Source organism: Halosolutus halophilus (assembly GCF_022869805.1).
Taxonomy (GTDB): domain Archaea; phylum Halobacteriota; class Halobacteria; order Halobacteriales; family Natrialbaceae; genus Halosolutus; species Halosolutus halophilus.
The window spans coordinates 1,796,297-1,809,581 of record NZ_CP094974.1 but is presented as its reverse complement, the minus strand read 5'-3'; the positions used below and the strand labels follow the sequence as shown (position 1 = coordinate 1,809,581).

Annotated in this window: 12 protein-coding genes; 7 read left to right on the top strand and 5 right to left on the bottom strand. The window is 64.8% G+C overall.

Going from position 1 to position 13,285, the window contains the following annotated elements; all coding sequences use genetic code 11:
* Entirely contained in the window at positions 1-1,665 is a 1,665-nt protein-coding gene (locus MUG98_RS08885; protein WP_265111776.1) for an aldehyde ferredoxin oxidoreductase C-terminal domain-containing protein, read from the bottom strand.
* 135 nt (positions 1,666-1,800) lie between these two features.
* Positions 1,801-3,696, bottom strand: coding sequence for a S9 family peptidase (locus MUG98_RS08880; RefSeq protein WP_265111775.1), 1,896 nt, complete (start codon positions 3,694-3,696; stop codon positions 1,801-1,803).
* 205 nt (positions 3,697-3,901) lie between these two features.
* On the opposite strand from MUG98_RS08880, the gene MUG98_RS08875 reads away from it, so the two are divergent.
* A complete protein-coding gene (locus MUG98_RS08875; RefSeq protein WP_265111774.1) occupies positions 3,902-4,516 on the top strand; it encodes a GNAT family N-acetyltransferase in 615 nt (204 codons plus the stop codon).
* Positions 4,517-4,548: 32 nt separating this feature from the next.
* Here the strand turns inward: MUG98_RS08875 and MUG98_RS08870 are convergent, their stop codons facing one another.
* Positions 4,549-4,788: a DUF8142 family protein gene (locus MUG98_RS08870; protein ID WP_265111773.1), complete on the bottom strand. Its 240-nt coding sequence runs from the start codon at positions 4,786-4,788 to the stop codon at positions 4,549-4,551.
* 172 nt (positions 4,789-4,960) lie between these two features.
* Here MUG98_RS08870 and MUG98_RS08865 point away from each other — a divergent pair, with 172 nt between their 5' ends.
* From MUG98_RS08865 to mce, 3 genes are all read left to right on the top strand, one after another.
* A complete protein-coding gene (locus MUG98_RS08865) occupies positions 4,961-6,643 on the top strand; it encodes an acyl-CoA mutase large subunit family protein (RefSeq protein ID WP_265111772.1) in 1,683 nt (560 codons plus the stop codon).
* A 120-nt stretch (positions 6,644-6,763) separates the two neighbouring features.
* A complete protein-coding gene (locus tag MUG98_RS08860) occupies positions 6,764-7,603 on the top strand; it encodes an aldo/keto reductase (protein WP_265111771.1) in 840 nt (279 codons plus the stop codon).
* A gap of 82 nt (positions 7,604-7,685) precedes the next feature.
* Complete coding sequence (gene mce / locus MUG98_RS08855; RefSeq protein ID WP_265111770.1) at positions 7,686-8,069, top strand: methylmalonyl-CoA epimerase; 384 nt, start codon at positions 7,686-7,688, stop codon at positions 8,067-8,069.
* Positions 8,070-8,107: 38 nt separating this feature from the next.
* Here mce and MUG98_RS08850 read toward each other — a convergent pair whose 3' ends face one another.
* Positions 8,108-8,482, bottom strand: coding sequence for a hypothetical protein (locus tag MUG98_RS08850; RefSeq protein ID WP_265111769.1), 375 nt, complete (start codon positions 8,480-8,482; stop codon positions 8,108-8,110).
* A gap of 341 nt (positions 8,483-8,823) precedes the next feature.
* Here MUG98_RS08850 and MUG98_RS08845 point away from each other — a divergent pair, with 341 nt between their 5' ends.
* Complete coding sequence (locus tag MUG98_RS08845; RefSeq protein WP_265111768.1) at positions 8,824-9,609, top strand: helix-turn-helix transcriptional regulator; 786 nt, start codon at positions 8,824-8,826, stop codon at positions 9,607-9,609.
* An 81-nt stretch (positions 9,610-9,690) separates the two neighbouring features.
* Here the strand turns inward: MUG98_RS08845 and MUG98_RS08840 are convergent, their stop codons facing one another.
* Positions 9,691-10,356, bottom strand: coding sequence for an FAD-dependent oxidoreductase (locus tag MUG98_RS08840; RefSeq protein WP_265111767.1), 666 nt, complete (start codon positions 10,354-10,356; stop codon positions 9,691-9,693).
* A gap of 158 nt (positions 10,357-10,514) precedes the next feature.
* On the opposite strand from MUG98_RS08840, the gene MUG98_RS08835 reads away from it, so the two are divergent.
* Positions 10,515-12,269 carry a 2-oxoacid:acceptor oxidoreductase subunit alpha gene (locus MUG98_RS08835; RefSeq protein WP_265111766.1) on the top strand — a complete coding sequence of 585 codons (1,755 nt, stop codon included), beginning with the start codon at positions 10,515-10,517 and terminating at the stop codon, positions 12,267-12,269.
* Positions 12,269-13,132 (top strand): 2-oxoacid:ferredoxin oxidoreductase subunit beta, encoded by an 864-nt coding sequence (locus tag MUG98_RS08830; protein WP_265111765.1) that lies wholly within the window; start codon positions 12,269-12,271, stop codon positions 13,130-13,132. The genes MUG98_RS08835 and MUG98_RS08830 overlap by 1 nt, the downstream gene beginning before the upstream one ends.
* The last annotated feature ends 153 nt before the right edge of the window (positions 13,133-13,285 follow it).

Genomic DNA, 13,285 nt, shown 5'->3' with positions numbered 1-13,285 from the left:
TTAGTCGGCCGACGGCACGGAGGCCTCGACCGTCCCCTCGGGCACGATCCCGTCGTCCCAGCCCCTGGCCGCGTAGTACTCCTCGATCGCGTCCGCGAGATCCGGGATCTCGTAGGGGAGTCGATCGTCGCCCCGATCGAACCCGCGCTGGTTGTTGAAGTGGCGTTCGAGTCGGACGGTCGCCGCGCCGACGGCCATCAGATCGTCGTAGTCGGCGTCGAAGAGCATCTCGAGGCGCTCGTCGGTGACGTAGTCGCTCCCGAACGCACAGACGATTCCGGTGTCCCGGAACGCGGACGCGTTCTCCTCTTCGACGAGGGTTTCGGCCTTCCCGAGAGTCCCCTCCGGGTCGAGTTCGCCGCTGTACTCGAGGCTCAGTAGTCCGGCGTACATGTGATCGCCCCCGCGGTTCGCGACGGCGTAGGAGAGTCCCTGGCCGTGGAGGACGCGTCCGTCGTGAGCCGCGAACTCCATCCCCTTGACGGTGTAGTTGTCGACGCCGAGGTCGTCGTGGCACCGATCGACCCCCTCCGCGAGCCGATCGCCGATCCCCTCACGGTAGGCGATCTTCTCGGTCACTTCCTGGGCGAGGGCCGCGTTGCCGAACTCGTCCTCGCTGTCGAGGTACGCGGCGACGGTGACGCCGGCGGAGATCGTGTCCATCCCGAGGGTATCGCAGAGTTCGTTCGCTTTCATGACCTCGACGATATCGCCGACCCCCTGGCACGAGCCGAAGGAGTAGACGGTCTCGAACTCCGGGCCCTCGGTCTCGACGCCCGCCTCTTCGTCCCGCGTCGGCAGTTTGCAGGCGTACGCGCAGGCCGAACACGCGCCCTTCTTGTACTTCTTCTCCTCGACGGCGTCGCCGCCGATGTCCGCGGCGTGCTCGAACTCGTACTCCCGGAAGTAGCGGGTGGGCAGCGAGAAGTTGTCGTTGATGAACTCCGTGCCGCCCGTCGTCCCCTGCCGGCGCATCAGGTCGTCCGACTGGGCCGCTTCGCGGTGGACGTCCATCTCGGGCGGATCCGGGATCTCGATCGGCGGCGCCGCGTCGCCCTCGAACGTGACACACTTGACGTTCTTCGCCCCCAGCACCGCCCCCAGGCCGCCGCGGCCGAATGCTCTCGAGTCGAACGTCATCACCGAGGCGAAGCGGACGCGGTTCTCCCCCGCAGGCCCGATCGCGATGCAGTGTTCGGGCCCGAGGTCGTGCTGGGCTTGCACGTAGTCTGACGTCTCCGGCACCGTCGCCCCCTCGAGGTCCGGCATTTCCTCGAACGTGACCCCATCCTCCCGCACGTGGACGGCGAGCAACTCGTCGCTCTCGCCGACCAGTTCGAGGACGCTGATCCCGGTGCCGACGAAGTTCCGCGAGAGGTAGCCGCCGGCGTTGGTCGAGACGAGGCCGTCCGTCAGCGGCGACAGTCCCGTCATGTTCATCCGACCGGTAAAGGACATCTGCGACTGCTGGAGCGGCCCCGTCGACAGGTACGCCCGGTTTTCTGGGCCGAACGGGTCCGCGTCGAACGGGATCCGTTCGTGCGCGAGCGCCGTCGCGGCCGCTCGCCCGCCGACGTAGGTTTCGAGTAACTCGTCGATCGTCGTCTCGGTCGCGGTCCGCTCACCGACGTCGACGGTGAGCAGTGGTCCCTTCGCGTGACGCATTTCGTCCCCCAGATCGTCCTCCGATCTCTTAGCTCTGTGCGTTGGCGACGGCGGCGTGGCCGTTCCCGACTCGGCTCGCGAACCGATCGCCGTTCGGTTGTCCGGGGATCGATCGGATCCCGGACGCGCCTGCGCTCACTCGCCGTCGCTCCGATCCGGCACGCGTCGATCGAGGAACTCCCCGACCTGGCGGAACATGCGGAGCTTCTGGTTTCGATCGGTCGAGGCGTGACCTTCCTCGCCGAGTTCCTGGTACTCGAAGTCGCCGTTCGCGCCCGCCTCGAAGCCCGCGTCCTCGAGCGCGTTGCGGAAGAGCCGGGCCTGCGAAACGGGGACGCGATGATCGGAGACGCCGTGGACGATCAGCAGCGGTGCCGAGAGGTTCTCGACGTGCGTGATCGGCGATCGCTCCTCGTAGAGGGTGGGATTCTCGTCGGGCGCCCCGAGGTACTTCTCCATGAGTTCGGTGCGGAAGTGCGGCATCGTGTTCTCGTACATGTCCTCGAGGTCGGTGAGGCCGATCCAGGCGATCCCCGCGTCGTAGAGGTCCGGGTACTGCACGAGTTGCCAGTAGGTCGAGTAGCCGCCGTAGGAGCCGCCGAAGACGACCACGCGATCGTCGTCGAGCCAGTCGCGCGTCTCGAGGACGTGTTCGACGGCGGTGGCGACGTCGCCCTGTTCCGCACCGCCCCAGTCGTCGATCAGTCGCTCGACGAACTCGCGGCCGCGGCCGGTCGAACCGCGGTAGTTGACCTGCAGGACCGAGAATCCCTGCGAGACGAGTACCTGCGTGTAGAGGTCGAACGACTTGTCGTCCCGACTTCGGGGACCGCCGTGCGGGTTGACGACGAGCGGCGACGGTCGCTGGCCCGAATCGTACAGGAGCGCGCCGATTTCGAGTTCCTCGGAGGGGGCGTGTTCGACGGCCCTGGCCGGCGTCTCCGGAACGCCGTCGGAGCGGAACGTCACGTACTCCGCGTCGGCGAAGTCCTCGGGATCGAACGGGCCGTACTCGGCCTCCAGCAGCGTCTCGTACTCGTCCGTTTCGAGGTCGTACACGAGCAGTTCCGGTCGCCGGGTCGGCGTCGTGTGCTGCAGGAGCAGTCGATCGTCGCCGACGGCGTACTCGGACGGTCCCATCGGGGGAAGCGTCGTCACCCCCTCGGGGAGGTCCAGTTCGCGTCCCTCGCCGGTCGCGGCGTCGTAGACGACCGGCACCGCGAGGGGACCGCGGGTGCGTTCCGCGAAGATCCTCTCGCCGCCGGAGAGGAACGAAACCGGCACCTCCTCGTACTCGCCGTCGCCGTACCAGGTGATCGGCTCGGAATCGTCGGCCGCAGTATCGTACACGCCGACACGTCCGAGGTCGTCGGTGTTGTCGCCCACCAGCAATCGCGAGCCGTCGGGGCCCCAGTCGACGGGGATCGCCTCGGCGCCGACTTCGCCGATCTCGAGGTTCCGTGGCTCGGAGCCGTCGGCGTTCGCGACGTAGACGTCCCGATTGTCGAAGTCGTCGGTCTCGTTGGTCGCGTACGCGATTCGATCGCCGGTCGGCGCGGCGATCGCCCCGTGGACGGCGCGATCGTAGTCGGTGAGTTTCGTCGTGTCGCCGTCGAACGCGTGGCGATACACGTTCATCTGGCCGTCGCGATTCGATCCGAACAGGAGCGTCTCGCCGTCGGTGCCGACGTCGTAGATGACGGTCTGTCCGTCCATCTCGACGATCGGTTCGACCTCGCCCTCGCGGGTGAGCGCGTAGATATCGTTCTGTTCGTCGCCGGCCTCGTCGCGGTGGAAGAACACGCGGTCTCCGTCGGCACCCCACTGGACGAACCAGCGGGCGTTTCGCGGAACCTCGCCGTCCGACCACCGCGTCCGCTCCCCGGTCTCGACGTCGATCACGTGCAGTTCGTTGCGCCCGCTGACGTCGTAGTAGCAGGCGACTTCCTCGCCGTCCGGCGAGACGGTGGGATGCGCGATCGTCGGGAGATTCGCCAGCGCCGCGAGTGGATCGTCGACCGATCTGGTCATACGGTCCCCTTCGTGTAGAGAGATGTAAGTTTTCCACCATCGGAAATCGACCGGATGGCTGGCCCCCCGACCTCGTGAACCCGGGCCCGGCACTCGATCGCTGCACTGTCGCCCGCGATCGTGTCGCACTCGCCTCACGACCGAGGCGGTTGCAGCGGCCGAAGACCCACAAATGCTTTTGGCCACACGTCCCCTACGTCGAATCATGTACGTGCGGGACGCGAAAAACAGAGAAGAAGTCTGGCTTCTCGATCACATCGAGTCGATGGGGCTCGACGATACGGCGTTCCGCTCGCGAGACTACGTCGTCGCCGTCGACGAAAACTCCGGGGAGAAGGCCGGCTTCGGCCGCATTCGCATCCACAAGGTCGACGACTCGTCGGAGACCGACGATCGAGGGGATCGCGAGGACGCGGTCTGCGAGTTGACCAGCATCGGCGTCCTCGAGGGCTGGCGAAACCAGGGCGTCGGGGCCCACGTCGTCGAACGTCTGCTCGAGTACGCCGGCGACGAAGGGTTTTCCACCGTCTACGCGCTGACCGGCGAGAGCGCCTACCTCGCCCAGTTCGGCTTCCGGCGGATCGAGGAGTCGCGGTTGCCCGCCCCCCTCGAGGATCGCCTGTCGGCGAAACGCGACCGGACGGATCCGGACGCGGTCCCGCTCGTGATCGAGATCGATCGGTTCCGGATGCCCGATCGGCTGCGCGAGGCGTTCAAGCGAGCCCCCGAGCAGCGAGACGGGGAGTCGAACGAGGAGTCCGCCGAGGACTTCGGGATCGATCCGGACAGTGCGACGTACAAGTACGATACGGGTCGGTGATCGCCGGCGAGGGCCGGTGAATGGCGGCTATCTCAGCCGTTCGGTCCGGGTGGCCCCTCGTGGAAGCCGTACCGGACGGCGACCCAGCCGATCGCCGTGACGGCGAGGATCGGGGGCAGGATCACGAACGCCCAGAGCGGATCGAGGCCCCACCACAGGAGCAACAGGACGTACGCCACCCCGATCGCCAGAAACGGGGCGACGGAGAGCGCGGCGCGGCGGCGGTCGCCCCGTCGCTCGCCATCGTCGTTCGTCGACATCGACGGTTCCATGGGACGACCATCGACGGGGCGGGACAAAAACGCCAGTATCGATCGGGACGAGTCTCGCTGACGAGTGAGTCTCGACCGCTGACGACGGTCACGAGACGACGGCGGACAACTCCGTGACCGACCGACACGAGTTCATCAAGCTTGAAGCCCCATCCGAACCTCGATATTGATAATGTTCGATTCCGACGAACTCGAGGAGATCCGTGCCAGCAAGGCGGAGTGGCACGAGGAGGAGGTCCAGCCGGTGCTCGATCGGTTCGGCGAGCGCCAGGAGACGTTCACCACGGACACGGGGGGCCAGGAGGTCGATCGGCTCTACACGCCGGCCGATATCGCCGACCTCGACTACGAAGAGGACCTCGGAAATCCGGGCGAACCACCGTACACGCGCGGGGTCTACTCGACCGGCTACCGCGGCCGACTGTGGACGATGCGCCAGTACGCCGGGTTCTCGACGCCGGAGGACACCAACGAGCGGTATCACTACCTGCTCGACCAGGGCCAGACCGGGCTCTCGATGGCGTTCGACCTGCCGACCCAGATGGGCTACGACTCCGACGACGACATGGCCGCCGGCGAAATCGGGAAGGCCGGCGTGGCGATCGACTCGCTGTCCGACATGGAGACCGTCTTCGACGGCATTCCGCTGGACGAGGTCTCGACCTCGATGACGATCAACGCGCCGGCGTCGGTGCTGCTGGCGATGTACATCGCGGTGGGCGACCAGCAGGGCGTCGATCGCGAGGAACTTCGCGGCACGATTCAGAACGACCTCCTGAAGGAGTACATCGCCCGCAACACCTACATCTACCCGCCGGAGCCCTCGATGCGGATCATCACGGACATCTTCGAGTTCTGTGCCGACGAGACGCCGAAGTTCAACACGATCTCGATCTCCGGGTATCACATCCGCGAGGCCGGGTCGACGGCCGCCCAGGAACTCGCCTTCACACTGGGCAACGGCATCGAGTACGTCGAGGCGGCGATCGACGCCGGCCTCGACGTCGACGAGTTCGCGCCACAGCTATCCTTCTTCTTCAACGGCCACAACAACATCTTCGAAGAGGTCGCCAAGTTCCGCGCCGCCCGGCGGATGTGGCACGACATCATGGAGGAGCGCTTCGACGCCGACGATCCCAAGTCGAAGCAACTCAAGTTCCACACCCAGACCGCGGGCTCGATGCTCACCGCCCAGCAGATCGAGAACAACGTCGTCCGCGTCGCCTACCAGGCCCTCGCGGCGGTCCTCGGCGGCACCCAGAGCCTCCACACCAACGGCAAGGACGAGGCACTCGCCCTCCCGACCGAGGAGTCCGTCCGCACCGCCCTCCGCACCCAGCAGATCCTCGCCCACGAATCCGGCGCGGCCGACACGATCGATCCCCTCGCCGGCAGCTACTACGTCGAGTCGCTCACCGACGAGGTCGAAGAAGACGCCTACGACATTCTCGACGAGGTCGAAGAGCGCGGCGGGATGCTCGACGCGGTCGAACAGCAGTGGGTCCAGCGCCAGATTCAGGACACCGCGTTCGATCGCCAGCGGGAGATCGAGGAGCAAGAACGCATCATCGTCGGCGTCAACGAGTTCCAGGTCGACGAAGACCCCGAGATGGACGTCGAAGAAGTGACGGCGGAAGACCAGCAGCGTCAGATCGACAGTCTCGAGTCGGTCCGGGCCGATCGGGACGACGAGGCCGTCGACGCAAACCTCGAGGCCTTGCGCGAGGCAGCACGGGGCGAGGAGAACCTGATGCCGTACATCATCGACGCGGTGAAGGTCTACGCCACCGTCGGCGAGATCTGTAACGTCCTGCGCGACGAGTTCGGCGAGTATCAGCCCGGCAGCGCGGTGTAGGGTCGGTCCAGTTCCGTCTCGGACGCTCTCGGCCGATCGATCACGACGGTGCCGACGATTCGAACCCGGCCTCGAAATGCGAGCCTGCCGTTGAATACCGGTCCCGACGAACGGACCGGTATGGAGTCCGACGCCGACATCTCGACCGCCACGATCGAGGCCGGAGGTGCGACGATCCCGGCGCTCGGGTTCGGGACCGCGCGGATGACCGGCCAGGAGTGTCAGCGAGCCGTCGAGACCGCCCTCGAGATGGGGTATCGGCACGTCGACACCGCCCAGATGTACGACAACGAGGACGCCGTCGGCGCTGCCGTCGCGGCGAGCGACGTCGATCGCCACGACGTTTTCGTCACGACGAAACTGAACACGGGCAACCTCGCGTACGAAGCCACCCTCGAGTCGACCAGGGAAAGCCTCGATCGGCTCTCCCTCGCGACGATCGATCTCCTGTTGATTCACGCGCCGCGATCCCACACGCCGCTCGAGGAGACGCTCCGCGCGATGAACGAGTTACAGGACGAGGGCCTCGTCGAGCATATCGGGGTGAGCAACTTCTCCGTGGACCAACTCGAGACGGCCCGACAGCTCTCGGAGACGCCGATCGTCACGAATCAGGTGAAGTACCACCCGTATCGACACCAGGACGACCTGCTCGAGTACTGCGTCGACCATGGAATCTGCCTGACGGCGTACAGTCCGCTCGCGGAGGGGACGGTTCCGGGCGACGATCGGCTCGCGGCGATCGGCGAGGCGTACGGCAAATCCGCCGCACAGGTCGCCCTGCGGTGGCTCGTCCAGCAGCCGTTCGTGGCGGCGATTCCGAAAGCATCGAGTCGCGAACACATCGCGGCGAACGCGGCCGTCTTCGACTTCGAGTTGACGGCCGAGGAGATGCGTGCGGTCGCCGACGTGGGTGACGGCGTCTGGGATCGGCTGGCCGCCACACTCGGACTGCGCTGAGCGCGGTCCGTCTCGACGCCGGTACCGGATATCTCACGAAAAATCACAAAAGTAACACGCACCCCGCGTCGAGTACGACACGATGCACTTCGATCACGCCGGTATCGCGACCGACGACGCACAGGCACTCGCCGGGCTGTACGCCGACCTCTTCGGCCTCGAGATCGCCCACGAGGAGGAGTTCGACGGCATGCACGTCGTCTTCCTCGACTGCGACGGCGGCTACCTCGAACTGCTCGAACCGATCGAGGACGGGACCATCTCCAACTACCTCGAGAACAACGGCCCGGGCATCCACCACCTCGCGCTCGCGACCGACGGTATCGAGAGCGCGCTCACGACCGCGCGCGCGCACGACGTGCGAGTGATCGACGAGGAACCTCGCCCCGGCGCGTGGGGTCACGAGGTCGCGTTCCTGCATCCCAAAGACACGGGCGGGATCCTGATCGAATTCGTCGAACACTGACCCCCTCGTCGACGGGCCAGGGTCGACGAGTTACGGAGTTATTGCTCGTCGCCGTCCTCCCGCTCGACGTCGATGCGGTGCGGTTCGACGGGTTCGCGCTCCTTGCCCCCGCCACCGACCGGGATCTTCGTCCCGAGTTCGCTGGCGAACGACTGAACCCGATCGATCAGCGTCTCGACTTCCTCTTCGAACTGTTCGACGGATCGCTCGACGTAGTGGACCCGCCGCGAGGGGATCCGTCGAACGATATCGTGGCCTTCCTCGTCCTCGTCGGTCTTGATGATCCAGTGGTCCTGAAAGTAGGCGATGTGTTCGTTCGGGACCGTCTTCCGGACGGTCCCCTCGTCAGGTTCCTCGTAGACGATCGTCGCCTCGCCCAGATCGCGCTCGAGTTCGAGGTCTTCGTCGACCATATTGATCGGTATCGGACGAATGAGCGTAGGCACTGTGCTTGCGACGATCTACGTCCGATCGTGCTGATCGATTCGGACAGTGTAATCGGTGTCGGCTCTCGATATTTCGGGTACTTTGTTCTCGTTCTCGGTGGGGCTAACGTGTTATTGTACGTCATTGCGAGGAGCATCTCGCTCGCTCAGGCCGATCGAGTCTGAGGACCTCTCGGCAGAGCGTCGGCTGCCGATCGCTCCGCCCGGTGAATAGCAAACGTGCTACGCTACAGACAGTAAAATACGTTACAAAAATAAATTGTAGTTAAACTATAACAAATTTAATACATTATTCAGTGCTAGTATGTATGGAATCACCTGGCGAAGAGATACTCGGGCGTCTTGTCTCGGACAGGCGTGATTGTCTCGCAGCATTGGTAACTAAGCCTCGAACGAAACAGGAACTGACTAATCAACTGCCCTGCTCTCGGTCGACCGTTGATCGAGCGATCACGGACCTTTCGGATGCGCAACTCGTCGAGTACGCCGGTGGAAAATGGCGGACGACGTACGTCGGTGCATGCACATATCGGCAGTACGAAGCCTATTCCGGGCGGCTGTGCGATATCGCCGAAGCAGCGCCGGTTCTCGAGGCGCTTCCAGACGAGACGACGATGGAGGACGTGTTCGTGATCGGATCTTCCGTGTACGAGACGAATCCGTCCGTTCCGGACGGGACCTTGGATCCGATGTTTGCGTCCGTTCGAGATGCGACGCGAGTCCGCGTCGTCGTTCCGAAGGTGATGATCGGATTGGCGGATCGGTTCTATCGGAACGTGGCGACCGGAGAGACGTACGCACTGGAAGTCCTATCGGCAACGCACGTTCTCGAGCAGTTACGCGAGTTGGAGTTCGAACGCGGGACGGAGGCGATGGAAGATTCCAACGTCTCACTGTATCACGGACGGATCCCGTTTTCGTTCGGGTTCTGGATCTCTGACGAGATGGAAGTCGGCGTCATCGTCTACACGAAAACTGGTATCGCAGGGATCCTCGTCAACGACACTGACGAAGCGGTCGATCGAGCAGTGACGAAGTACGAATCAGTGAAGGTAGCTGCCGAGCCGGTTCCAACCCGTAGAGAATCCGGATAATCGCCAGTCGTCGCTACTCGACCCTCTTATCAGTGCGACGAGTTGCAAACGATGGCGGGCCCGGTCCGGAGTCGACAGGACTCAGCCGAAGTTCTCGATCAGCGCCTCGTCCGGGTCGCCACCCGCGTCGTCGATCGCGCTCGCGACGACCGTCACGAAATCGTCGAAACCGAAGGCGTAGACCTGGCCGTCGTCGTGGTAGGTTGCGATCGCGTCCGCGAGTTCGTCGTCGGCGTCCTCGTCGACGAATCGGACGTCGACGCCCTCGTCTTCGATCGCTTCGAGCCGATCGACGTGGGCCGGTTCGTCGTCCTGGTAGATGACGATCGCGTCGTGGCCCGCGTCGTGGGCCGCTTCGGCGATCGCGACGGCGGGCCCCACGCCCGGACCGCCCGCGATCGCCACGACGTCGCAGTCGCGCTCGTAAGTGATCGTCCCGAACGGGCCCTCGATGTGCACGGTTTCGCCGCCGTCCAGATCGGCGAGCCACGGCGAGAGGTCGCCGTCCGGATCGATCCCGACGGTGATCTCGAACGTTTCCCCGACCGACGGCGACGAGAGCGTGTAGTGGCGCATGACGACGTCGTCCTCGTCGACGTCCCGCTGATCGTCGCTCTCAGGGACCGCACGGAGCAATACGAACTGCCCGGGCACAGCGTCGAACTCGGCGGGCGCCTCGAGTTCGATCGCGACGGTGTCCGGGCCGACCTCGCGGACCGATTCGACGGAAACTGGCGTCCCTTTCATGTCGAACCGGTTCGGTGGGAGATTGAAAAGAGGTTCCGTTCGCCGTCCGATTCGAGCGAAGTTTTTCGCCGACGAGTGAAGATGGAAGCCGCTGATGCGGTGTATCGGCTGGGGTTTCAGAAGCCTTTTCATAGGTGGCGGGCAAGTTTCGCCCTAACATGGCTGAGGATCTCAACTGGGCGATCGGAGGCGAGGCCGGCGACGGTATCGACTCCACTGGGAAAATCTTCGCCCAGGCACTTTCCAGAGCCGGACGGCACGTATTCACGTCGAAAGACTTCGCGTCGCGAATCCGCGGTGGGTACACGGCCTACAAGATTCGGACCTCGGTCGAGGACGTGCAGAGCGTCGTCGATCGGCTGGACATTCTCGTCGCGCTGACACAGCGAACGATCGACGAGAACTTGGACGAACTCCACGAGGGGAGTGCCATCATCTACGACGGCGAACGCTCGTGGGAGGCCGAGATCCCCGACGAGATGACGGCCGTCGACGTCCCGCTGAAGTCGCTCGCCGAGGACGCGGGCGGTGCGATCATGCGCAACATCGTCGCGCTCGGTGCCGCGTGCGAGATCACGGGCTTCGACGTCGAGTACTTGGACGAGGCCCTCGAGAAGCGCTTCGGCGGCAAGGGCTCGAAAATCGTCGAGAACAACAAGGAAGCGGCCCGCCTCGGCCAGGAGCACGTCGAGGAGAACTACGACCTGGACCACCTCGGGTACAACCTCGAGACGACCGACGAGGACTACGTCCTCCTGAACGGCAACGAGGCGATCGGGATGGGCGCACTCGCCGCGGGGTGCCGGTTCTACGCCGGCTACCCGATCACGCCCGCGACGACGATCATGGAGTACCTGACGGGACGGATCGAAGACTACGGCGGGCACGTCGTCCAGGCCGAAGACGAGTTATCGGCGATCAACATGGCTCTCGGTGCCGCCCGCGGCGGCGCTCGAGCGATGACCGCGACGTCGGGAGCCGGGATCGACCTCATGACCGAAACCTTCGGCCTGGTCGCGACCAGCGAGACGCCGCTGGTCATCACCGACGTCCAGCGTTCCGGTCCGTCGACCGGGATGCCGACGAAACAGGAACAGGGCGACCTCAACATGGCGCTGTACGGCGGCCACGGCGAGGTCCCGCGGTTCATCGTCGCTCCCACGTCGATTACCGAATGTTTCTGGAAGACCGTCGAGGCGTTCAACCTCGCCGAGAAGTACCAGACGCCGGTCTTCCTCGTCTCCGACCTGGCGATGTCGGTCACCGAACAGACGTTCCCGCCGGAGGCCTTCGACATGGACGAGGTCGAGATCGATCGCGGCAAACTCGTCGACGAGGACGAGGTCGACGAGTGGCTCGACGCCCAGGGTCGATTCCGCGCTCACGCCGTCACCGAAGACGGCGTCAGCCCGCGTTCCATCCCCGGCGCGACCGACGGCGCACACATGAGCACGGGCCTCGAACACGACGAACTCGGTCGCCGGACCGAAGACGAGGACGAGCGCGTCCAGCAGGTCGACAAGCGCAACCGGAAGGTCGAGACGGCCAAAGAGCAGGAAGACTGGGACTACCGCGAGTTCGGCGATCCGGACGCGGACAACCTCGTCATCTCGTGGGGCTCGAACGAGGGCGCGCTCGTCGAGGCGCTCGGCTACCTCGAAGAGGAGGACGTCGACGTCCGCGTTATCTCGGTCCCCTACATCTTCCCGCGGCCGGATCTCGGCGAGGAGATCGAGGCCGCCGACGACGTCGTCGTCGTGGAGTGTAACGCGACCGGCCAGTTCGCCGACGTGATCGAACACGACGTGCTTACCCGCGTGAAACGCATCAACAAGTACACGGGGGTTCGCTTCAAGGCGGACGAACTCGCCGAAGAGATCACCGACAAACTCACCGAGGAGGTGCCCGCATAATGAGCTCCGACGTCAGATTCACCGACTTCAAATCCGACAAGCAGCCAACGTGGTGTCCCGGCTGTGGCGACTTCGGGACGATGAACGGCATGATGAAAGCCCTCGCGAACACCGGCAACGATCCCGACAACACCTTCGTGGTGGCCGGGATCGGCTGTTCCGGCAAGATCGGGACCTACATGCACAGCTACGCCCTGCACGGGGTTCACGGCCGTGCGCTCCCGGTCGGGACCGGCGTCAAGATGGCCCGCCCCGACATCGAGGTTATGGTCGCCGGCGGCGACGGTGACGGCTACTCGATCGGAGCCGGCCACTTCGTCCACGCCGTCCGCCGCAACGTCGACATGTCCTACGTCGTCATGGACAACCGCATCTACGGGCTGACCAAGGGACAGGCCTCGCCGACTTCGCGATCGGACTTCGAGACCTCGACGACGCCGGAAGGGCCGAAACAGCCCCCGGTCAACCCGCTCGCGCTGGCGCTCGCCTCCGGTGCGACCTTCATCGCCCAGTCGTTCGCGTCCGATGCGCTGCGCCACCAGGAGATCGTCCAGGAGGCGATCGAACACGACGGCTTCGGTTTCGTCAACGTCTTCAGCCCCTGTGTCACGTTCAACGACGTCGACACCTACGACTACTTCCGCGACACCCTCGTCGACCTCGAAGAGGAGGATCACGATCCGACCGACTACGAGGCCGCGAAGCAGGTCGTCCTCGACAGCGAGAAGGAGTACCAGGGCGTGATGTACCGGGACGAGACGTCGGTGCCGTACCACGAACAGCACGGCGTCACCGAGGATATGTCCGACATCCCGGACGAGGCGCCCGATGACGCGATGGACCTCGTCCGCGAGTTCTACTGAGAGCGACCCGCTACCGACTTTTCCCGCGACGATCGGCGTCGCCCCCGCCGTCCGAGTCCGACTCTGCCTGACGCCCCGTCGATCGACGATCCGACGGTCGGCGGAACAACGCCGCGTCGGAGACGGTCGCAAAGAAGCGGTCGAAAACCGGAG